Below are 20,894 nucleotides of genomic sequence, written 5' to 3' on the forward strand. Positions count from 1 at the left end.
TCGGCATGAAAGGCATAAGCTCCATGCATGCTTGACCTTTGGTCGCTCCGGGTGCTGCACGAGGTGGGCAGGCTCGGCTCCTTCTCGGCCGCGGCCGGGGAGCTCTCGATGACCCAGCCGGCCGTGTCGCGGCAGATCGCCACCCTGGAGCGGCGGGCGGGCGTGCGGCTGTTCGACCGGCTGCCGCGCGGGGTGCGGCCCACCGACGCCGGGCGGGCGGCGCTCGACCAGGCGGCGGAGATCCTCGACGGGGTCACGCTGTTCGAGACCCGGCTGCGCGCCTTCGCCGAGGCGGGCGCGGGGCGGGTGCGGGTGTCGGCCTTCCCCAGCGCGGCCACCGCCTACGTGCCCGACCGCTTCCGCGCCTTCGCCGCGCTGCACCCGGGCGTCGAGCTCTCCCTGACGGTCCGGGGCGGCCCGGACGACCCGTACGCCGGGCTGCTGGCCGGACAGGCCGACGTGGCGCTGCTGACGTCCTGGGACCCCGAGCCGGGGCCGGGCGTCGAGCTGGCGCCGCTGATGGAGGACGACCTGCACGTCGCGCTCGCCCGCACCCATCCGCTGGCCCGGGGCGAGCGCGTACGGCTGCGCGACCTGGCGGACGAGGCCTGGATCGACGGCACCCACCCCGACTGCCTGGGGCCCCTCTCGCAGCTCACCACCGCCCTGGGCGGCCCGCCACGGGTCAGCCACCTGTGCGACGACTGGAACGGCAGGCAGGGGCTGGTCGCGGCGGGCGTGGGGGTGATGCTCTACCCGTCGATCGCGGGCCGGGCGGCGCTCCGCGCCGACATCCGCCTGCTGCGTCCCTCCCCGCGCCTGCCCTCACGCCGCGTGCTGGCCGCGCTGCCGTCCGCCACGCCCTCCCCCGCCGTGGCCGCCTTCGTGGCTCTGCTGGCCCGCTGAGGGCCGCTCAGGGGCGTACGGCGCCGACGAGCCGGCGGCCGTAGGCCGAGAGGCTGACGACCTTGACCACGTCGCCGGTCTGCGGGGCGTGGACGATCTGGCCGTTGCCCGCGTAGATGCTCACGTGTCCCAGGCCCTCGCTGAAGATCAGGTCACCGGGCTGCAGGGCGTCCAGGGAGACCTTCCGGCTGGCGCCCCAGGCCCACTGCTGCCAGGTGGTGCGCGGCAGCGTGACGCCGCCCGCGCGCCAGGAGGCCTGGGTCAGTCCTGAGCAGTCGTAGCCGCGCGGGCCGGTGCCGCCGAACACGTACGGCTTGCCGACCTGCGCGTAGGCGTACCTGAGCACGGCCGCGGCGTTGCCCGAAGCGGGGCCGTTGTACTTGATGCCGGTGCTGTTGGGGTTGCCGGCGTTATAGGCGTTCAGCTTGTCCAGCAGCTTGCGTTGCTGGGCGACGAGCTTGAGCACCTCCGAGCGTTCCTTCTGGACCGCGTCGCGTTCCTTGTCGGCCTCGGCCAGCGCGGCCTCGGCCTTGTCGCGCTCGGCCTTGAGTCCGCGGTTCTCCCTGTCGAAGGCCGTCAGCTTCTGGGCCCGCTCCTGCGAGATCTGCCCGGCCAGCGCCAGCCCGCCCAGCAGGAAGGTGGGGTCGTCGGTCCCGGCCATGGAGGGCCAGGAGGTGATGTCGCCGCCCAGCTTGTAGGTGTCGACGGCCATCGAGATCACCTGCGAGCGCAGCTCGGCCACCGTGGCGAGCTTGCGCTTGTAACCGGTGTTGAGCCGGGTGTAGCGCGTCTGGGCCTCTTTGTGCTTCTCGGTCGCCGTGTTGTAGCGGTCGACGACCTTGTCGGCCTTGTCGTTGAGCTTCGCCAGCTTGGCCTTCGCCTGCGCGACCGTGGGCCGAGGATCGGCGAGCGCTCCACCCGTGGGAGACAACAGCAGCCCGATCGTGAAACCCGCGGCCACCGTTACCCGGCCTAACCTCACAGCGTCGCCTCCCAGGGGATCCACTCTGGGGCGAAATAGTACAGAAGTGGTGGGTGTGAACTCACCTAAACGTCAGATTCGTAATCTACGCGCGGCCGAGGCGGCGCAGCAGCACATTCGCCGGAACCGGTCTGGCTCCCATCCGGCGCACGGACTCGGCCACCTCGCGGTCGGAGGAGACCACGGCGATGGCCCGGCCGGGCGGCTCGGCGCGGACGAGCTGGCGGATCAGGTCGTCGGCGATCTCGCCGGGCGCGCTGAAGAGCACCCGCACGCCGCGCGGCGCGACGACCTGGACCGGCGCGTTGAGCTCGGCCCCGTCGAAGACCACGGTGACCTCGACCCGGGTCTGCGCGACCAGCCCGCCGAGCCCGGTCATGAGGCGGTTGCGCTGGTCGGCGAGCGTGAGCGTGCCGTAGCCGGACTTGGTCACGTTGTAGCCGTCGATGATCAGGTGCACCTGCGGCAGCCCGAGCAGTTGGTCGAGCAGCTGCGGGTCGTCGTCGGACAGCGCGCGGGCGGGGACGCCGCGCACTCCGGGCCGCTCCCCCGCGACGCCCGCGACCGAGTCGGCGGGCCTGCTGATCGTGGTCGGCAGGGCCAGCTCCCGCCGCAGCCCGGCCGAGGCGTCCTGCAGCGCGTCGAGCAGCACCCTGACGCGCGCGTCCTCGATGCTGCGGCCTTCGCGGGCGGCCCGGCGCGAGGCTTCGAGCTGTTTCTCCACGTCGGCCAGCCGCTCGCGCAGCCGGCGCAGCTCGGACTCCCCCGCGTTGCCCGCGGCGGAGGCGGCCGTTCTGGCCTCCTCGGCCGCCTGCTCCATCTCCTCGGCCCGCCGCACGGCGGCCTTGGCCCGCTCACGGGCCTCGTGAAGCCTGCGGCGCAGGTCGGAGTTCTCCACCCGGGCGGCCTTGATCTGCTCGCGCAGCCGGTCGGCCTCCTCCTTGGCCGAGCTCTTCTGGGCGACCAGCTGCTCGCGCAGCCGGGTGACGACCTCCTCGCGCTCGGAGCCCTCGGCCGCGACGGCCGACTGCTCCAGGTCGGCCCGGGCGGCCTCGACCATGTCGGCCCAGCCGGGCGGGCGCGTCAGGTAGGCGGTGGCGGCGACCAGCACGGGATCGGCGGCGGGCGGGACGTTGCCCTCGGCGAGCGAGGCGACGAGCTCGGGCCAGCCCGCGGTCACCGACTCGGCGACCGCCTCGCGGAACTCCTTGTCGTTCTCCAGCTGGGCGGCGATGGGAGCGCTGCCCAGCTTGGCGCGCTTGCGCGGGTCGAACTTGGCGATGCCGCGCAACGGCGGCGGCACGGAGACAGGGGGCATCGAACCGAGAACCTGGGCCGCCAGGTCGACCACATTGAGCCGCACCTGCTCGGGAAGCGGGCGAGACAGGCCTTCACCCGCTGAACTCATCCTCTGTCCCTTCGTGACATGCCCTTTCAGACAAGGGTACGGCTGCCGTGTACCTGACCGTAACGGCGACCCTTGCATGGACAAGCGCTTGGTTGAGGTATACGACTCGTACCTGACCCGGTGCTCGCCAAGGAGGTCCGCCGTGACGGAGGAGCTGCGCACATCCACCCGTGACCTGGACGAACTCCGTCACCGGCTGGACGCCTGGCTCCGCCGCCGGATCGGGACCCCGGTCGCCGTCTCCGAGCTGTCGCGGCCGTCGAGCAACGGCATGTCCAGCGAGACCCTCTTCTTCACCGTCTCCCTCCAGGGACGGCACGGCCGCTGCGTGGCCAGGCTGGCGCCGTCGGCCGAGGCGGTGCCCGTCTTCCCCTCCTACGATCTGCGCGCCCAGTTCGAGATCATGCGCCTGGCCAGGGAGAAGGCCGGGGTGCCGGCCCCGAGGACGCTCTGGTTCGAGCCGGATCCGGCGCCGCTCGGCACGCCGTTCTTCGTCATGGAGCGCCTCGACGGACAGGTGCCGCCGGACGTCCTGCCGTACACGTTCGAGGGCTGGCTGCTGGACGCGGCGCCGGCGCGCAGGCGCGCCCTGCAGGACGCGACGGTGGGGATCGTGGCGGCGCTGCACGATGCCCCGTTCACGGCGGACGACCTGGGCGTGCTCGGCCGGGGCGGGCTGCGCGCGCACATGGACGCGCAGCGCGCCTACTACACGTGGGCGCACGGCGAGCGGCCCATCCCGCTGCTGGAGCGGGCGTTCGACTGGCTGGAGGCGCACTGGCCGGGCGATCCGGGGCCCGACGTGCTGAGCTGGGGCGACGCCCGGATCGGGAATGTGGTGTACGACGACTTCACCCCGGTGGGGGTGCTCGACTGGGAGATGGCGGCGGTCGGACCACGCGAGCTGGACCTGGCCTGGATGATCTTCCTGCACCGCTTCTTCCGGGACCTCACCGAGGCGCTGAACATGCCTGGGATTCCAGGTTTCATGGAACGCGACGCCGTTTGCCAGAAGTATCGCGAGCTAACCGGATACACCCCTAAAAACATGGACTTCTACGAGCTGTACGCGGCCCTCCGGCACGGCATCATCATGGCCCGCGTCTGGCAGCGCAGGATCCACTTCGGCGAACAGCCCAGGCCCGACGACCCCGACGACCTGGTGCTGCACCGGCCCACCCTGGAGCGGATGCTCAGAGGTTAGCGTCGTAGACCAGCAGCGCGATCTGCACCCGGTTGTTCAGCGCCAGCTTGGTGAAGATGCGCGAGACATGCGCCTTGACCGTCGCCACGCTCATGTAGAGCTCCCGCGCGATCTCCGCGTTGGACCCACCCCGGCCGACGGCCAGCGCCACCTCCCGCTCCCGCTCGCTGAGCCTGCCGAGCAGGGCGCGGGCCCGGTCGGCCCGGCCGCCCGCGCCGCCCTCGGACACGTGCGCGATCAGCTGCCGCGTCACCACCGGCGACAGGATCGGCTCGCCCGCCGCCACCTTCCTGATCGCCCCGACCAGCTCGGCCGGCGGGATGTCCTTCAGCAGGAATCCCGCCGCCCCGGCCCGCAGCGCGCGCAGCACCTGGGCGTCGGCGTGGAACGTGGTGAGCACCAGCACCTCGGGCGGCGCCTTGGTGGCCCGCAGCCGTTCGGTGGCGGTGAGGCCGTCGACACCGGGCATCCGGATGTCCATCAGCACCACGTCGGGACGGTGCTCGGCCACCAGCGACGGCACCCGCGCCCCGTCGTCCGCCTCGCCGACGATCGCGAGGTCGGCGGCGCCACCGAGGATCATCGACAGCCCGGCCCGCACGAGCGCGTCGTCGTCCACGATGAGCACCCTGATCGTCACGGCGTCCACGGTAACCACGCTCTCAACCGGAAGTCACCGCCGGGGGCGGCGCCGTACTTCAGCCGGCCGCCCGCGAGCTCGACCCGCTCGACCAGCCCGATCAGCCCGGCTCCCGCGCCGGGGATGCGCGAGCTCTGCTGGGCCCGGAGCGGATTGCGCACCTCGACCGTCAGGCCCTCGCCGGGCGCGCCCGACACGGTGACGGTGACCGGCGACCCGCCCGCGTGCTTGCGGGCGTTGGTGAGCGCCTCCTGCACCACGCGGTAGGCGTTGCGGCCGAGCCCCTGCGGCACCTGCGGTGGATCGGCCCCGGTCATCGACAGCGTCACCTCCATGCCCGCCCGCCGGCACTCCTCGACCAGCGCGGGCAGGTCGCCGAGCGTGGGCTGGGGCCGGTCGGGCACCGGGTCGTCCGGCGCGGAGGAGGGATGGCGCAGCACGCCGATCACCTCGCGCAGGTCCTGCAGCGCCAGGTGGGCGCTGTCCCGGATCGCGCCCGCCGCCCGGGCGATCTCCTCGGCGGGGGCGTCGGGCCGGAACTCCAGGGCGCCCGCGTGCAGGCTGAGCATCGAGATGCGGTGCGCCAGCACGTCGTGCATCTCCCTCGCGATCCGCTCACGCTCCAGCCGCCTGGCCTCCCCGGCCGCGATGGCGGCGCGCTGCCTGAGCGACCACACCAGCTGCCGCCTGGCCCGCACCACGATGCCCCACGCGAACACGGTCAGCACGATGGCCACCCCGAGGACCAGCTCTCCGGCCCGGCCGAGCTCGGGATCGGGCCTGAGCAGTACGTACGGCACCAGCATGACCAGGTTGAACAGGGCGAACGGGCCGGAGATCCGGAACGGCCGGTGGACGGCCACCGTGAACAGGCCGACCACCGCGGCCCCGCCGACCAGCGCCAGGCAGGACGAGAGCGCGGTGACGACGAGCGCGAACCCGAGCGGCCACCTGCGCCGCAGCCACACCGCCGCGCACGCCAGCACGCCGGCGACCTGCTCGACGACCACCAGTGGGCCCGGCACGCCGGGCAGCTCGGACGCGGTCAGCAGGGTGATGCCGCAGGCGGCGACGAACATCGCGAGGTCGACGATCCAGTCGCGCGTCGAGCGCCGGGCCGGCCTGCCGTCCGTGTCGTCGCCCAGCAGGACGGAGGGCAGCGCCCAGTGGTATTCGTGCTCGCGCCGCTCGGTCACGGGTACTGAGGTTACGGGCCGCGCCGGGCCGCCGACAGCGACCAAAGTCGATGCCGCGTTCCGCCGGACGTGGCGAGCCGCGGGATTCCTGTCGATTGCCCATGCCCCTGCGCTGGACAAGCGGAATCTCGCGGCTCAGTGCTTGCCCCATTGAGGCTATGAGCCGCACTTGCAAGGCGGTTGCAACCGCGTTGACCGTTGACGTCAAGAGCGCGGCTGATGGATGATCCGCGCGTGATCTTCGGAACAGCGCTCTCCTGCGAGGCCCTGAGCTGCCGCGCGGGCGGCCGGACGATCATCGAAGATCTCTCGCTGGAGCTGGCCGAGGGTGAGCGGGTGGCCCTGATGGGGCCGTCGGGTTCCGGCAAGACGACCCTCCTCACCACGCTGGCCGGGCTGCTCCCGCCGGCGTCGGGCCGCGTCCTGGTGCGCGGCGTCCCACTGGACGAACGACCGGGGCTGCGCGCCGGGCTGGCCCTGGTCTTCCAGTCGTACGGCCTGCTGAGCCTCCTCACCGCGGCCGAGAACATCGAGGTGACCCTGCGGGCCGCCGGCCATCGCCCCAAAGAGGCCGTGCGGGCGGCGGCCGCGGCGCTGGAGCGGCTGCGGGTGGCCCGGTTCGCCGACCATCTGGTCGAGGAGCTGTCCGGCGGCCAGCAGCAGCGCGTGGCCGTGGCCAGGGCGCTGGCGCTGCGCCCCCAGGTGCTGCTGGCCGACGAGCCGACGGCCGAGCAGGACCCCACGCACCGTGCGGCCGTGCTCGACGAGCTGCTCGCGGTGACCGGCGACGGCACCACGCTGGTGATCGCCACGCACGACCCCGAGGTGGCCGGGCGCTGCGACCGGGTGATCGAGCTGCGCGAGACGGCGCGCCGATGAGCGCGGTGCGCTGCGACGGCATCGTGCAGATCTACACGGCCCAGGACGTCGAGGTCGTCGCGCTGCGCGACGTGGACCTGGTCATCGATCCGGGCGAGACGGTGGCGCTGCTCGGCCCGTCCGGCGCGGGCAAGTCGACCCTGCTGTGGCTGCTGGCCGGGCTGCTGCGGCCGAGCGCCGGGCGACTCTGGCTCGACGGCGTCGAGGTGGGCCGCCTCGACCAGCGCAGGCTCGACCGGCTGCGCTCCACGCACATCGGCATGGTCCTGCAGAACCCCGCCCGCAATGTGATCGGCTACCTGTCGGCCGCCCAGAACGTCGCGTTCGCCCAGCGCGCGGTCAGGACCGACCGGCGCAGGGTGCGCGACCTGCTGACCAGGGTGGGCCTCGGCGACATGGGCGCCCGGCCGGCCGGGCGCATGTCGGGCGGCGAGCAGCAGCGCCTGGCCGTGGCCGTCGCCCTGGCCAACGCGCCCCGGCTGCTGCTGGCCGACGAGCCCACCAGCCAGCTCGACGCCGGCTCGGGCGCGCGGGTGATCGACCTGATCAAGGACGCGGCGGAGCGGGACGGCACGACCGCCGTGGTGGTCACCCACGACGTCGCGGTCAGCGAGGCTCTGAGCCGTACCGTGACCATCAGGGACGGCCGGGTCGGCGCGGAGGGCAGACGCGGCGAGGACTTCGTGGTCGTGGGCCGGGAGGGCGCGGTGCAGGTGCCGCCCGAGTACCATCACCTGCTGCCGCCCGGCTCGATGGCCAGAATCGAGCCGATCGAGGACGGCGTCGTGCTGCGGAGGACCGACACGTGATCCTGCGCGGCCTGTGGGAGCGCCGGGCGCTCGCGTTGATCGTCCTGCTCATCGCCGTCGTGCCGATCGCGACGGCCGCCGTCGGGCCCGTCTACACGGCCGCCGCGCGCACCACGATCGTCCGGAACGCGATCGACACCGCGCCCGCCGAGGGACGCGGCTGGCGCTACGCCACCACCGGCCTCGATGTGAAGGGCAGCGTGGCCGCGTTCGTGGCGGGCGCCGGCTTCACCACCCCGCCCGTGTTCGGCATGGAGACCACCAGCGGCCGTCCCGGTGACGAGCGCGTCCTCCCGCTGATGTGGCAGGAAGGCCAGTGCGAGCACCTGCCGAGGGCCGTCGGCCGCTGCCCCGCGGCGAGCGGGGAGGTGCTGGCCTCCGAGGCGTCCGGGTTCAAGGTGGGCGACGAGGTGCTGCTGTCGTCGATCGTCACCAGCGACCCCGACACCGGCAAGCTCGTGCCCGCCCCCCTGCGCGTGGTGGGCCTCTACCGGCCCGGCCCGGCGGACGACACGTACTGGTTCGGCCGGACACTGTTCGGCACCGGACGGACCGACGCGCTGTTCACCGTGCCGCAGACCCGCTTCGACACCCACGCGCTCGGCTCCCGCTGGACCGACTACGGCATCGTCTACGCCGACCCGCGCCGGCTCACCGGCGCCGACCTCGGCACGCTGGCGCGCATGCAGGCCGCCGCCGAGGCGGCGGGCCGCGACACCGACGACATCGTCTTCTCGCGCATGGCCGACACCCTGAAGGCGATGACCGCGCAGACCGACGCGCTGGACGTGCCGGCGTTGCTGGTCGTCGCCCAGCTGGTGGGCCTGGGCTGGCTGCTGCTGTTCCAGACCGTGGGCGACCTGGTGAGAGCGCGGGGCCCGGAGATCGCGCTGGCCCGGTTGCGCGGTCACGGCAGGCTGCGGGTCTGGCTGTTCGCGCTGGCGGAGCCGCTGCTGCTGCTGGCCACGGCGGTTCCGCTGGGCCTCGTGCTCGGACGGGTGGCGGCGGGGCTGATGATCGGCGCCCTGCTCCCCCGGGACATCCCGGTCGACCTTCCGCCCGAGACGTTCGCGGCCGGCATCGCCGCCACGCTGGGCGGCGTGCTCGCCGCCGCGTTCGCGGCCTACCGCACGGCCACGCGCCCGGTCACCGAGGAGTGGCGCCGCACCCCGCGCGGGAGCGCCCGGGGGTGGGTGCTGGACGCCGTCGTGCTGGCGGTCGCCGCGGTCGGGCTGGTCGAGCTGCTGGCGGCCGGGGTGATCACGGACGTGTCCGGCCAGAGTTCGAGCGCGCTGGCCGTGCCCGGCCTGCTCGCGCTCGGGACGGGGCTGCTCGCCGGGCGGGCGCTGCCGTTGCTGAGCCGGCGGCTGTTCGGACTGACCAGGCGGTACGGCGGGATCGGGCCGTTCCTCGCGCTGCGGCAGGTCGCCCGGGGCCCGGTCACCGCGGGCAGTGTGATCGTGCTCGGCAGCGCGTTCGGGCTGGCCACCTTCGCCGTGTCGGCCTGGACGGCCACGCAGGGCGACTACCGCCAGGTCGCGGCGTTCCACAACGGCGCCCCCACGGCCCTGACCATCCGCCCGATGGAGCCGCGCGCGCTGACCGCTGCCCTCGACAAGGCCGACCCGACCGCCACGCTGGCCGCGCCCGTGATCAAGCTGCCCGGCCCGCCGCAGCTGGTCGCGACCGACCCCGTACGACTGGCGATGGTCGGCCACTGGGACCCCGAGCTGGCCGGCGGCACCTCGCTGGCCAAGGCCGCCGCCGCGCTGACCGGCACCCGATCTCCGCGCGTGTGGCTGCGCGGCCACCGGTTACGCGTGAGCCTGCGCCACGACCGGCCGCCCGATGGCTACACCTCGCGACTGCGCGTCACCCTGCGGATCCCCGGTGAGGCGGAGCCGGTGGCGGTCCCCCTGGGGCTGCTGCGCGGGGCGAAGGGCGGCGACTACGCCTGGAACCTGCCTCCCGCCTGCGCCGACTCCCCGTGCGAGCTGCGCGCCGTGCACGTGGAACTGATCGGCCCGCCGGACCAGGAGGCGAGCCCCTTCCTGCAGCTCCAGGTCACCGGGCTGGCCGTACGCGACGCGGGCGGCTGGACCACCCTGGACCCACCGGCCTGGACCGTGGACGGCGACCCGGCACGGACCGACGGCGGTTTCACCGCCTCCACGATCGACAACCAGACCCTGCGCCCGGCCACACACGGCGGCGTGCTGCCCGCGATCGTGGTCGGCGCGACGGACGGGCGGCTGTCGCCGGGGCTCGACCAGTTGTTCGCCGTACCCTCCGAACGGGTCGCCAACGCCGTCGCGGCCCCCGGTCTCGACGGCCCGGGCGTCCTGGTCGACCTGGAGGAGGCCGACCGGATCGCCTACGGCGTGCACGCCGGAGCGACGTACGAGATCTGGACGACCGCGGCCGACCCGACCGCGCTGGAGCGGGCGCTGCGCGAGCAGGGCGTCACCGTCGTGTCGGCGCGGACGGTGGACGATCTCGTGGCGGGCTACGCCGGCGAGGGGCCAGGGCTGGCGCTCACGCTGCTGCTGGTGTCCGCCCTGGCCGCGGCGGCGCTGGCGCTCGGCCGGACCGTCCTCGCGCTGCACACGGCGGCCCGGCGGCGCGGCTACGAGCTGGCCGCGCTTGAGGCGTCCGGCGCGCGCGTGGCGGCGCTGCGTCTGTCCCTGATGCTGGAGCAGGTCATCACGATGGCGGCGGGCACGCTGGCCGGGCTGGCGGCCGGGCTGCTCGCGGCCCGGGTCGCGCTGTCGCGGGTGCCGCAGTTCGCGCGACCGCCGCTCACCCCGCCGCTGCCGCACGAGATCGCGCCCGGCCCGGTCGCGCTCGTCATCGGCGCCGCGCTGCTGGCCAGCCTGCTCGCGGCGGCCGTCGTCTCCGAGTCGCTGCTGCGCGGGGTCAAGGTCGAGCGCCTGCGCGACGCCCAGTCCTGAGAGCCGGCGCCGCGGCTCGGCGGGCACCGGTCATGGGGGCGGAAGGCGCAACTGTCGGTCCTTCTCTCTAGGGTCTTGGTTCGTGGACGCGGTTCAAGGCACACTCGACGAGCTCGGCACCCCGCTGAGTGACGTCACGTTCGTGGTGTTCGACCTCGAGACGACCGGTGGGTCGCCGGCCGAGCACATGATCACCGAAATCGGCGCGGTCAAGGTGCGGGGCGGCGAGGTGCTGGGCGAGTTCTCCACGCTGGTCGACCCCGGCGGGCCGATCCCGCCGTTCATCTCCGTGCTCACCGGCATCACCGACGCCATGGTCGTGGCCGCGCCCCGGATCGAGTCGGTGCTGCCGAGCTTCCTGGAGTTCATCCACGGCACCACGCTGGTCGCCCACAACGCGGGCTTCGACACCCGCTTCGTCAAGGCGGCCTGTGCCGCCCACGGCTATCCGCCGCCGGCCAACCCGGTGGTCGACACCGTCGACCTGTCCCGCCGCGTGCTCACCCGTGACGAGACGCCCAACAGCAAGCTCGCCACCCTGGCCAGGTTCTTCCGCAGCGCGACCGAGCCGTGCCACCGCGCCCTGCAGGACGCCCGGGCGACCGTCGACGTGCTCCACGGGCTGATCGAGCGGGCGGGCTCCTTCGAGGTCCACACGCTGGAGGAGCTCAAGTCGTTCGTCCGCGCTCCGACGCCCGAGCAGCAGCGCAAGCGTCACCTCGCCGAGTCGGTGCCCCACTCCCCCGGGGTCTACCTCTTCGAGGACGCGCACGGCGAGGTCCTCTACATCGGCAAGAGCACCAACCTGCGCAACCGGGTCCGCTCCTACTTCACGGCCGGCGAGACCCGGCCGCGCATCCGCGAGATGGTCGGCATCGCCGAGCGCGTCCGCCACATCGTCTGCTCCACCGGGCTGGAGGCCGAGGTCAGGGAGCTGCGCCTGATCGGTGGCGCCAAGCCACGCTACAACCGCAGGTCCCGCTTCCCCGAGAAGGTCGTCTGGCTCAAGCTCACCCAGGAGCCGTTCCCCCGCCTGTCGATCGTCCGCGAGGTCAAGGACGACGGCGCCGCCTACCTCGGGCCGTTCAGCAACAGCCGCACCGCCGACGAGGCCCGCATCGCGCTGCACGAGGCGGTGCCGCTGCGCCAGTGCACCCAGCCCGTCACCCTGCGCACCCGCCGCTCGGCCTGCGTGCTGCTTGAGATGGGCAGCTGCGGGGCCCCGTGCGAGGGCCGCGAGAGTCAGACCGACTACGCGATCCACGTCGAGAGCGCCCGCCGCGCCATGACGCTCGACGCCACGCCGGTCTTCTCGGCGGTGTCGGCCCGCATGGAGCGCCTGTCGGTGGAGCAGCGCTACGAAGAGGCGTCGGTCGACCGCGACCGGCTGGCCGCCTTCGTCCGCGCGGCGGCCCGCATGCAACGGCTGACCTCGATCACCAGGATTCCGCAGCTCATTGCCGCCAGCCCCGCTTTCGACGGTGGCTGGGACATCCACGTCGTCCGATACGGCCGGCTCACCGCGGCCGGTGTCATGCCGAGGGGCGCCCACCCCACGCCCTACGTCGAGTCCCTGGTCGCCACCGCCGAGACCGTCATCCCCGGCCCCGGTCCCGTCCACGCGGCCAGCGCCGAGGAGACCGAGTGCATCCTGCGCTGGCTCGAGTCACCGGGTGTGCGGCTGGTCGAGGTCGACGGCGAGTGGAGCCTGCCCGCCCACGGCGCGGCCCGCCACAAGGCCCGCATCGACCTCGCCTACCGGTCCCTCACCTCCCGGTCCCGAGAGCACCGTCCCCTTCGCTGAGCCACCGAGATGGGCGGCGCCCTCGGCGAACCGATAGGGTTGTGCCATGGTCACGGCTATCGTTCACATCAAGGCCGAAGTCGACCGGATTCCGGAGGTCGCGCAGACGATCGCCGAGATCGACGGGGTCAGCGAGGTCTACTCCATCACCGGCGAGTACGACCTGCTGGCCATGGTCCGGGTCGCCGCCTACGAGCAGATCGCCGAGGTCATCCCCGGCCGCCTCAACAAGGTGGCCGGTGTCCTGCACACCGAGACGCACATCGCCTTCCGCACCTACTCCAGGCACGACCTCGACGCGGCCTTCTCCATCGGCCTCGCCGAGTCAGACTGACCCGGGCCGCCCTCGGCACGCGATCCTCTCTGACCGGGCCGCGCCACGACACACAATCCACCCTCTGACCGGGCGCGCCACGGCACGCGATCCTCTCTCAGACCGGGCGCGCCACGGCACGCGATCCTCTCTCAGACCCGGGCGCGCCACGGCACGCGATCACCCTCTGACCGGGCGCGCCGCAGCAAAGCTCCGCTCTCTGACCGGGCCGCGCCACGGCACCACCGGCGCTTGGTCCGGTCCCCCTGACATCGCATCGACCACCCGGCGGCCATCCCAGCAGGCGGCGATCCTCCCTGCCCCGGCCACCCCATCGAGTAACCAGCACAGTCCCGGTCGCTCCGCCGCAGACCGACCCGTCGTCCGTGAGCGCACGTCACCGATCCCTGATCTCGGCGCCGCCGCCATCCCCGATCCCGGCGCCGCCGCCATCTCCGGCGGATGGCGATCCTCCGCACACCGGCCGTGGCAGGGCAAGGCCCGCGGTGCCCCCGGCCGTGGTAGGCAAGGCCCCCGCGCATACGGGCGCGACGGTCCGGAGACGACGCAGCGCGGGCCCGGACATGATGTCCGAGCCCGCGCTGGTGAAACCGATCAGGGTGCGACCGGACAGGCCGCTTCAGCGCGTCAGCGCGTCAGCGACCGGTCCTCGCCCTCCGAGCCGACGCCGGCGTGCTCCTCGATCTCCTCGTGAGGATGACCCTCGTCGAGGGGGATCTTCTCGCCCCCGTACGCCTTGGACATACGGGCACGCAGCTTGCCGAGCGGACCGCGCATCCCCTTGGGCGGGATGCCCGAGGTGTCCTCGCGGACCGGCAGCATGGGCACCGGCTCCTTGCCACGCAGGTGCGCCTCGATGTCGTCAGCGGGCGGCGTGTGGATCTCGATGAACTCACCGTGCGGCAGGCGCTTGATCACACCGGACTCCACACCGTGCGAGACGACCGCGGCGTCGGAACGCTGCAGGCCCAGGCACATGCGGTAGGTGATGAGGTAGGCCAGCGCCGGCCCCACGAAGACCAGCACCCGGCCGACATAGGTCGTCCAGTTGAGGCTGACGTGGAAGAACGCCGAGATCTCGTCGTTGGCGCCGAGCAGCCAGAGCACGCCGTAGAACGTGATGGCGGCCATGCCGATCGAGGTGCGGTGCGGGTTGTTGCGGGGACGCTCGACGACGTGGTGCTCACGCCGGTCGCCCGTGACCCACTGTTCGATGAACGGATAGAGCGCCAGGCCCGTCATGATGATGCCCATCGGCACCAGGGCCGGGATGATCACACTCAGTGGCAGTGTGCCCGCGTGGGCGGTGCCGAAGAGGTTGATCTCCCAGGCCGGCATGAGTCTCAGCGAGCCTTCGAGGAAGCCCATGTAGAAGTCGGGCTGCGAACCCGCCGAGATGTCCGCCGGTGTATAGGGTCCGAACAACCAGATCGGGTTGATCTGGGCGAACGTCGCCATGCCCGCGACCGCCGCGAAGGTGAACAGGAAGTAGGCGCCGGCCTTGGCCATGAAGGCCGGGTAGAACGGCGCGCCGACCACGTTGCGGTTGTTGCGGCCCTTGCCGGGCATCTGCGTGTGCTTCTGCACCCACATGAGGACCATGTGGGCGGAGATGAGCGCCAGGAGGATGCCTGGGATGAGCAGGATGTGCAGGGAGTAGAACCGGGGGATGATATCGGTGCCCGGATACTCGCCGCCGAACAGGAAGAACGAGAGGTAGGTGCCGACCAGCGGCAGGGAGACGATCACTCCCTGGGTGATCCGCGCTCCCGCGCCGGAGAGCAGGTCGTCGGGCAGGGAGTAGCCGGTCAGGCCCTCGGCCAGCGCCAGCGTCAGCAGCAGGACACCGATGACCCAGTTGAGCTCGCGCGGCTTGCGGTAGGCCCCGGTGAAGAACACCCGGAGCATGTGCACCATCATGCCGGCCACGAACATCAGGGCGGCCCAGTGGTGCATCTGCCGCATCAGCAGGCCGCCGCGGACGTCGAAGCTGATCTCCAGCGCCGACGCGTAGGCCTGGGACATCATGACGCCCTTGAGCGGCGCGTAGGAGCCGTTGTAGACGACCTCGGTCATGCTGGGCTGGAACCAGAACGTCAGGAACGTACCGGTCAGCAGCAGGATGATGAAGGAGTAGAGGGCGATCTCACCGAGCAGGAAGGACCAGTGGTCCGGGAAGATCTTCCGCAGGTTGCGCTTGAGGAAGTTGCCTGCTCCGAGTCGGTCATCGAGGTAGCTCGACGGACCCGCGATGGCCTTGGGGACCGCTGTCAGGTCACTCATGCGTGGCCTCCCTTGGACCTGGCCTCCGCCTCAGCGTCGCCGCGCTCCCAGTAGCTGGGGCCGACCGGCACGTTGAAGTCCCCCTGGGCGATGAGGTATCCCTGCTCGTCGACCGAGATCGGCAGCTGCGGCAGCGGCCGGGCGGCCGGGCCGAAGATGACCTTGGCGCCGTCGGCGGCGTCGAACGTCGACTGGTGGCAGGGGCAGAGGATGTGGTGGGTGGTCTGCTCGTAGAGGGCCGCCGGGCAGCCCACGTGCGTGCAGATCTTGGAATAGGCCACGATGCCGTCGTGCGTCCAGTTGCGGTTGGTGCCCGACTTGATCTCGTCGGGCCTGAACTTGATCAGGATCAGGGTGGCCTTGGCGAGTGCGTTGAGGTCGTGCTCGTAGCCCTCGGGCACGACCGACAGGATGCCGCCGGGCGAGTTGAAGTCGGCCGCCCGGATGGGCTGGCCGGTGCCCTCGACGATGAGCCGGAGTGGCTTGCCCTCCTTGGTCTTCTCGCCCCAGACGGTGTGGCGCAGCGTCTCGCTGAACTTGGAGGCGGGCATCTTGGAGTTGTCGAGGTCACGCAGCAGCACCAGCGGGACCAGGCCCAGCGGCGCGGCGGCGAGCAGCAGCGTACGGCGGAGCAGCGGGCGCTTGACGAACCCGCTCTCCCTCGCGCCCTGCACGAACGTGTCGGAGACGACCTCGCGGGTGTCCTCGTCGGAGGCCATCTCGTGGCGCTCCTGGATCAAGGAGTACTTCGGCATGATCTGGCGGACCCACACCACGATGCCGAAGGCCAGCCCCAGCAGCGCGAGCGTCAGCGTGCCGCCGAGCGCGAGGTTGGACATGCCGGTCGCCTCAGGACTGCCGACCTGGATCACCACGTAGAAGATGATGAAGGCGATCGCGGCGAGGAAGGTGACCGCGAAGCAGAGCGCCACGACCTTCTCGGCCTTGCGCGCCTTCTGCTCATCCTGGAACGTGACGCCCGGGACGTCGCCCTCTTCCACCACGGGGACTTCGTCGCCGAGCATCGAGGTGCCCGGCGCGGGAGTGCCGATCACGCGCTTGGGAACGCGTTCGTCCGGCTGCTCGATCTCGTGCTCGTTGTCTGTCATGACTTCTGTCGCTTCTTCGCGGTGATCCAGATGGCGGCGAGAACCATGGCGCTGATGCCTGCGATCCAGCCTACGAGACCCTCGGTCACGGGGCCAATCCGCCCCAGGCCGAAGCCTCCGGGGTCCTTCTGCTCGCGGACCTGGGTGATGTAGGCGATCATGCTGCGCTTCTCTTCGGGGGTGATCGTCGTGTCGTTGAAGACCGGCATGGCCTGCGGACCGGTGATCATCGCCTCGTAGATCTGCGTGGGCGAGGACTCGTTCAGGTTGGGCGCGTACTTGCCCTGGGTCAGGGCGCCGCCCGCGCCCGCCCAGTTGTGGCACTGGATGCAGTTGGCGCGGAACAGCTCACCGCCCTTGCCCGCGTCACCCTTCGCCGGGTCGACCTGCTCCTTGCCGGGCACCTGCGGGCCGCCGCCGAGCGACTGCACGTAGGCGCCGAGCTGGCGGATCTTCTCCTCGTTGACCCAGGGCGCGACAGGCTTGCGGGGCGCCTGGGCGCCCGGGTTGGCCGCGGGCATGCGGCCGGTGCTCACCTGGAAGTCGACGGCCGCCGCGCCCACGCCGATGAGCGTGGGCCCGGTGGAGGTGCCCTGGGCGTTGAGTCCGTGGCAGCTGGCACAGTGGGCCTGGAACAGGCTCCTCCCCTCGGCCACGTCATCGACCTTGCCGGACGCGAGTGCCGCGTCGGCAGGCCTGCTCGCCTGGATAAAGGCGGTGTATACCATCCCGACCAGCGCCAACGCCAAAATCAGGACGGCGTATCTCGCGAGGGGATGCCGCCGCCAAGCGGTGATCCTAGTCACAGAGATCCCGTTCCTTAACGAATAATGTAGATGGTCGCGAAAAGACCGATCCAGACGACGTCTACGAAGTGCCAGTAGTAGGACACGACGATGGCGCTGGTGGCCTGCTCATGCGTGAAGCGCTTCGCGGCGTACGTGCGTCCCAGCATGAACAGGAACGCGATCAGGCCACCCGTCACGTGCAGGCCGTGGAAGCCCGTCGTGAGGTAGAACACCGAGGTGTAGGCGTTGGCGGACAGAGTCGCACCCTCGCTCGCCAACTCGTAGTACTCGAACAGCTGCCCGGCGATGAAGACCGAGCCCATCAGGAAGCTGACGATGTACCAGAAGCGGAGCTTGCCGACCTGTCCCTTCTCAGCGGCCCACACGCCCAGCTGGCACGTCACACTCGACAGAACCAGGATGATCGTGTTGGCCGTCGCGAACGGGATGTTCAGGTGAGCGACTCCTTCAGCGGACGCGCCCTGGGGCAGGAGCGCGGGCCCCCACTCGAGGCCCTGCCCCTCGCTCACCGACCGGATGGTGAAGTACATCGCGAACAGCGCCGCGAAGAACATGAGTTCAGAGGACAGCCAGACGATCGTCCCGACGCTGACCAGGTTGGGTCTGCGAGACGAGTGTGCTGTCGTCGTCGAAGTAATTGCGGATGCTGTCGCCACGAGCAGCATTATTGCGGCTCCCGTGGTCGGTCCGGCGCACGACCCCCCGTTAGGGGGAACAAACCGGCGATCAACCTGCGATAATCGGCATAAAACCCCCCGCGAAGGCAGCGGTCTGGGATTGCACGCCGGAGCACCGGTACGATCCTGTAGACCATACAGCTACGACCGATAGTGAGTGCGACCGTGAGCACCGACGACACGATGAGGGTCCTCGTCTACAGCGACGACGCCGCCACCCGCGATGAGGTGAGGCTGGCGCTCGGCCGGCGTCCCGCCGCCGACGTCCCCTTCGTGGAGATCGTGGAGTGCGCCACCGAGCCCAAGGTGCACCAGTGGCTGGGCTCCGGCGAGATCGACGTGGCCGTCCTCGACGGCGAGACCCAGCCCGCCGGCGGCATGGGCGTCGCGCGCCAGGCCAAGGACGAGGTCTACGACTGCCCGCCGATCTGCCTGATCATCGCCCGGCGCGACGACCGCTGGCTGGCCGAGTGGTCCAAGGCCGACGCCGTCGTCCCGCAGCCGCTCGAGCCCATGGTGCTGGCCGACACCGTCGCCGATCTCATGCGTCGCCGCAACTCGACCCGACTCAACGCTAAGTAGGTGCCTTCCGTGGATGCCCGGACGACGTGGCCCGCCCTGCTGTCGGCTCTCCTCGCCGGTGAGCACCTGACCACCGACGAGACCGCCTGGGCGATGCGCGAGATCATGTCGGGCTCCGCGACGCCCTCCCAGATCGCCGGCTTCGCGATCGCGCTGCGCGCCAAGGGCGAGACCGTCGCCGAGGTCGCGGGCCTGGCCCGCACCATGCTGGAGCTGGCCACGCCGCTGCGCGTCGAGGGTCCGGTCGTCGACATCGTCGGCACCGGCGGCGACCGCGCCCACACCGTCAACGTCTCGACCATGGCCGCCATCGTGGCGGCCGCCGCCGGCGCCCGCGTGGTCAAGCACGGCAACCGGGCGGCCTCCTCCTCATGCGGCGCCGCCGACGTCCTGGAGCACCTCGGCATCCACCTCGACCTCACGCCCGAGCAGACCGCCGAGGTCGCGCGCGAGGCGGGCATCGCCTTCTGCTTCGCGCCGGTCTACCACCCCGCCCTGCGCTTCGCCGGCCCGCCGCGCAAGGAGATCGGCGTGCCGACGGTCTTCAACTTCCTGGGCCCGCTCACCAACCCGGCCCGGCCCGCCGCCCAGGCCATCGGCGTCTACGACAAGGCCATGCTGCCGGTCCTCGCGGGCGTCTTCGCCGAGCGTGGAGTGTCGGCGCTGGTGTTCCGCGGCGACGACGGCCTCGACGAGCTCACCATCGCCACCACGTCCACGGTGTGGACGGTCAGGGACGGCACGGCCACGCAGACCGTGTTCGATCCGGCCGTGCTGGGCATCCCCCGCGCCGACGCGGGGGCCCTGCGCGGCGGTGACGTGGCCTTCAACGCCCAGGCGGTGCACGACCTGGTGCGCGGCAAGACGGGCCCGGTGCGCGACGCCGTCCTGCTCAACACCGCCGCGGCCCTGGTGGCCCTCGGCGGGCCGGCCGACGACCTCGACTCGGCCATGATCGATGGATACGCCCGGGCGGTTCAGGCGGTCGACTCCGGCCGCGCCGCCGCCACGCTCGACCGCTGGGTCGCGATCAGCAACTCCCTGCGCTCCGTCTGACCCCGGCCCGCCACCGAGCCGCCTGAGGGGCTCAGAAGGTCATGGTGGGGCCGTCCTTGATGGAGCTCCACTGCAGCCACTGCTTCCAGTCCTCCTGCCAGTGGCCCCATCCGTTGGTGGGCTCCAGCGGCCTGGGCGAGCCGGTGATGATGATCGGGTCGCCGATCAGGGTGTTCTTGATGAACCACGCCGCGTTCTCCGGGCTGACGTTGACGCACCCGTGGCTGACGTTCGAGTTGCCCTGCGACCCCACCGACCACGGCGCGCTGTGCACGTACTCGCCGCTGTTGGAGATGCGGACCGTGTTGTAGACCGTCAGCTGGTAGTAGCCGGCTGAGCCCGGGCCGATGCCGGGTGAGGTCATGACGGTCACGGGCTCGCGTGACATGGCCAGGTGGACGCCGGAGGTCGTGTGGTACTTCCAGGCGCCGCCCTGGCCCGCGCTCATCGGCATCCGGCGGATCACCCTGCCGTCGCGCTTCACGACCAGGACGTGGTCGTTGATGCTGCCCTTGGTGATCTGCGAGCGGCCGATCTTGAAGTCGACCTTGACGTCGCGCTTGCCGTACAGGCCGGTGCCGCCGCGCACGCCGGCCAGGCTGGCCTCGACGCGGACCTTGGTGTGGGCGGGCCAGTATTCGGCGGGCCGGAAGTCCACGTGCTTGTCGTCGAACCAGTGCCAGGCGCCCTTGACCGGCTGGGAGCTGTACACGACGAGGTTGCGCTCGATCGACACCCGGTCGGTGATGGGCTGGTCAAAGGCGATCATGATGGGCATGCCGACCCCGACCGTCAGGCCGGTGTCGTCCTTGTTGGGGGTGATCTGCGCGATGTCGAAGAGCTTGGTCGCCTTGACGGTGGAGAACGTGGTCGCGGACTGCTTCTCCTTGCCGTCGGCGTTGACGGCGACGCTGGTGACCGTGTAGGTGACTCCCGGCCTGGCGGTGCGGGTGCTCCGCCAGCGGGTCCCGTCGGCGCTCATGACACCCGGCAGGCCCCCTTCCTTGCCGGTGCCGGTGACCCGCACGTTCTTGAGCGTGCCGCTGTGGGCCGTCACGACCACCGCCTGGTCCGTGGGCACGTCCTTGGACCTGTCGGCGGGGAGGACCGTCGCCGAGGCGTCCGGCGCCATGGATCTGCGGGCCTCGTCGGCCGCGCTGATGCTCGAGGTGCAGGCTGTGAGTAGCGACAGGGCAAGCAGACCGGCAGATCCATGTACAAGACGTCCCACGAGTCACTCCCCCGTCCCGTTACATCCGTTCTAC

Annotated in this window: 18 protein-coding genes; 9 read left to right on the forward strand and 9 right to left on the reverse strand. The window is 71.6% G+C overall.

Annotated features, from left to right (window positions below; translation table 11 throughout):
- The first annotated feature begins 27 nt into the window (after positions 1-27).
- On the forward strand, positions 28-906 hold the full coding sequence (locus IEY82_RS21145) for a LysR family transcriptional regulator (protein WP_189125911.1): 879 nt from the start codon (positions 28-30) through the stop codon (positions 904-906).
- Between the two features lie 7 nt (positions 907-913).
- Here the strand turns inward: IEY82_RS21145 and IEY82_RS21150 are convergent, their stop codons facing one another.
- Together IEY82_RS21150 and IEY82_RS21155 are read right to left on the reverse strand one after the other, a co-directional pair.
- Entirely contained in the window at positions 914-1,867 is a 954-nt protein-coding gene (locus IEY82_RS21150) for a C40 family peptidase (RefSeq protein WP_225263579.1), read from the reverse strand.
- 106 nt (positions 1,868-1,973) lie between these two features.
- On the reverse strand, positions 1,974-3,296 hold the full coding sequence (locus IEY82_RS21155) for an NYN domain-containing protein (RefSeq protein ID WP_189125913.1): 1,323 nt from the start codon (positions 3,294-3,296) through the stop codon (positions 1,974-1,976).
- Between the two features lie 142 nt (positions 3,297-3,438).
- On the opposite strand from IEY82_RS21155, the gene IEY82_RS21160 reads away from it, so the two are divergent.
- On the forward strand, positions 3,439-4,500 hold the full coding sequence (locus tag IEY82_RS21160) for a phosphotransferase family protein (RefSeq protein ID WP_225263577.1): 1,062 nt from the start codon (positions 3,439-3,441) through the stop codon (positions 4,498-4,500).
- Here the strand turns inward: IEY82_RS21160 and IEY82_RS21165 are convergent.
- Complete coding sequence (locus IEY82_RS21165; protein WP_189125915.1) at positions 4,490-5,140, reverse strand: response regulator transcription factor; 651 nt, start codon at positions 5,138-5,140, stop codon at positions 4,490-4,492. The two genes, IEY82_RS21160 and IEY82_RS21165, sit on opposite strands and share 11 nt — an antisense overlap.
- Complete coding sequence (locus IEY82_RS21170) at positions 5,137-6,336, reverse strand: sensor histidine kinase (protein WP_189125916.1); 1,200 nt, start codon at positions 6,334-6,336, stop codon at positions 5,137-5,139. The genes IEY82_RS21165 and IEY82_RS21170 overlap by 4 nt, the downstream gene beginning before the upstream one ends.
- Before the next feature lie 234 nt (positions 6,337-6,570).
- On the opposite strand from IEY82_RS21170, the gene IEY82_RS21175 reads away from it, so the two are divergent.
- The 5 genes from IEY82_RS21175 to IEY82_RS21195 all read left to right on the forward strand — a co-directional run bounded on the left by IEY82_RS21175 (position 6,571) and on the right by IEY82_RS21195 (position 13,113).
- Positions 6,571-7,215, forward strand: a complete 645-nt coding sequence (locus tag IEY82_RS21175; protein ID WP_225263574.1) for an ATP-binding cassette domain-containing protein — start codon at positions 6,571-6,573, stop codon at positions 7,213-7,215.
- Positions 7,212-8,024: an ABC transporter ATP-binding protein gene (locus tag IEY82_RS21180; protein WP_189125918.1), complete on the forward strand. Its 813-nt coding sequence runs from the start codon at positions 7,212-7,214 to the stop codon at positions 8,022-8,024. Before IEY82_RS21175 ends, IEY82_RS21180 begins: the two co-directional genes overlap by 4 nt.
- Positions 8,021-10,975, forward strand: a complete 2,955-nt coding sequence (locus IEY82_RS21185; protein ID WP_189125919.1) for an FtsX-like permease family protein — start codon at positions 8,021-8,023, stop codon at positions 10,973-10,975. Before IEY82_RS21180 ends, IEY82_RS21185 begins: the two co-directional genes overlap by 4 nt.
- An 82-nt stretch (positions 10,976-11,057) precedes the next feature.
- Positions 11,058-12,779 (forward strand): DEDD exonuclease domain-containing protein, encoded by a 1,722-nt coding sequence (locus tag IEY82_RS21190; protein WP_189125920.1) that lies wholly within the window; start codon positions 11,058-11,060, stop codon positions 12,777-12,779.
- Between the two features lie 46 nt (positions 12,780-12,825).
- A complete protein-coding gene (locus tag IEY82_RS21195) occupies positions 12,826-13,113 on the forward strand; it encodes an Lrp/AsnC family transcriptional regulator (protein ID WP_189125921.1) in 288 nt (95 codons plus the stop codon).
- A gap of 627 nt (positions 13,114-13,740) precedes the next feature.
- Here the strand turns inward: IEY82_RS21195 and qcrB are convergent.
- The 4 genes from qcrB to ctaE are packed head-to-tail and all read right to left on the reverse strand — an operon-like array spanning position 13,741 to position 17,979.
- A complete protein-coding gene (qcrB, locus tag IEY82_RS21200; RefSeq protein WP_189125922.1) occupies positions 13,741-15,396 on the reverse strand; it encodes a cytochrome bc1 complex cytochrome b subunit in 1,656 nt (551 codons plus the stop codon).
- Positions 15,393-16,505 (reverse strand): cytochrome bc1 complex Rieske iron-sulfur subunit, encoded by a 1,113-nt coding sequence (qcrA, locus tag IEY82_RS21205; RefSeq protein WP_189125923.1) that lies wholly within the window; start codon positions 16,503-16,505, stop codon positions 15,393-15,395. The genes qcrB and qcrA overlap by 4 nt, the downstream gene beginning before the upstream one ends.
- Positions 16,502-17,311, reverse strand: coding sequence for a cytochrome bc1 complex diheme cytochrome c subunit (gene qcrC / locus IEY82_RS21210; RefSeq protein WP_189125924.1), 810 nt, complete (start codon positions 17,309-17,311; stop codon positions 16,502-16,504). Before qcrC ends, qcrA begins: the two co-directional genes overlap by 4 nt.
- Positions 17,312-17,325: 14 nt before the next feature.
- Positions 17,326-17,979 (reverse strand): aa3-type cytochrome oxidase subunit III, encoded by a 654-nt coding sequence (ctaE, locus tag IEY82_RS21215; protein ID WP_189125925.1) that lies wholly within the window; start codon positions 17,977-17,979, stop codon positions 17,326-17,328.
- Between the two features lie 195 nt (positions 17,980-18,174).
- On the opposite strand from ctaE, the gene IEY82_RS21220 reads away from it, so the two are divergent.
- Together IEY82_RS21220 and trpD are read left to right on the forward strand one after the other, a co-directional pair.
- Positions 18,175-18,573 (forward strand): response regulator transcription factor, encoded by a 399-nt coding sequence (locus IEY82_RS21220; RefSeq protein ID WP_189126058.1) that lies wholly within the window; start codon positions 18,175-18,177, stop codon positions 18,571-18,573.
- Between the two features lie 9 nt (positions 18,574-18,582).
- A complete protein-coding gene (gene trpD / locus IEY82_RS21225) occupies positions 18,583-19,629 on the forward strand; it encodes an anthranilate phosphoribosyltransferase (RefSeq protein ID WP_189125926.1) in 1,047 nt (348 codons plus the stop codon).
- Positions 19,630-19,660: 31 nt separating this feature from the next.
- Here trpD and IEY82_RS21230 read toward each other — a convergent pair whose 3' ends face one another.
- The gene (locus IEY82_RS21230) at positions 19,661-20,860 is read right to left on the reverse strand and encodes a L,D-transpeptidase (RefSeq protein WP_189125927.1); all 1,200 of its coding nucleotides are present in this window, start codon (positions 20,858-20,860) and stop codon (positions 19,661-19,663) included.
- Positions 20,861-20,894: the final 34 nt, after the last annotated feature.

Source organism: Nonomuraea cavernae, from assembly GCF_014646355.1.
Lineage (GTDB): Bacteria > Actinomycetota > Actinomycetes > Streptosporangiales > Streptosporangiaceae > Nonomuraea > Nonomuraea cavernae.

Coding starts and splice junctions, on each gene's coding strand:
- qcrB (WP_189125922.1), bottom strand. CDS start 15,396: ATGAGTGACCTGACAGCGGTCCCCAAGGCCATCGCGGGTCCGTCGAGC.
- IEY82_RS21180 (WP_189125918.1), top strand. CDS start 7,212: ATGAGCGCGGTGCGCTGCGACGGCATCGTGCAGATCTACACGGCCCAG.
- IEY82_RS21155 (WP_189125913.1), bottom strand. CDS start 3,296: ATGAGTTCAGCGGGTGAAGGCCTGTCTCGCCCGCTTCCCGAGCAGGTG.
- IEY82_RS21145 (WP_189125911.1), top strand. CDS start 28: ATGCTTGACCTTTGGTCGCTCCGGGTGCTGCACGAGGTGGGCAGGCTC.
- IEY82_RS21195 (WP_189125921.1), top strand. CDS start 12,826: ATGGTCACGGCTATCGTTCACATCAAGGCCGAAGTCGACCGGATTCCG.
- ctaE (WP_189125925.1), bottom strand. CDS start 17,979: ATGCTGCTCGTGGCGACAGCATCCGCAATTACTTCGACGACGACAGCA.
- IEY82_RS21220 (WP_189126058.1), top strand. CDS start 18,175: ATGAGGGTCCTCGTCTACAGCGACGACGCCGCCACCCGCGATGAGGTG.
- qcrA (WP_189125923.1), bottom strand. CDS start 16,505: ATGACAGACAACGAGCACGAGATCGAGCAGCCGGACGAACGCGTTCCC.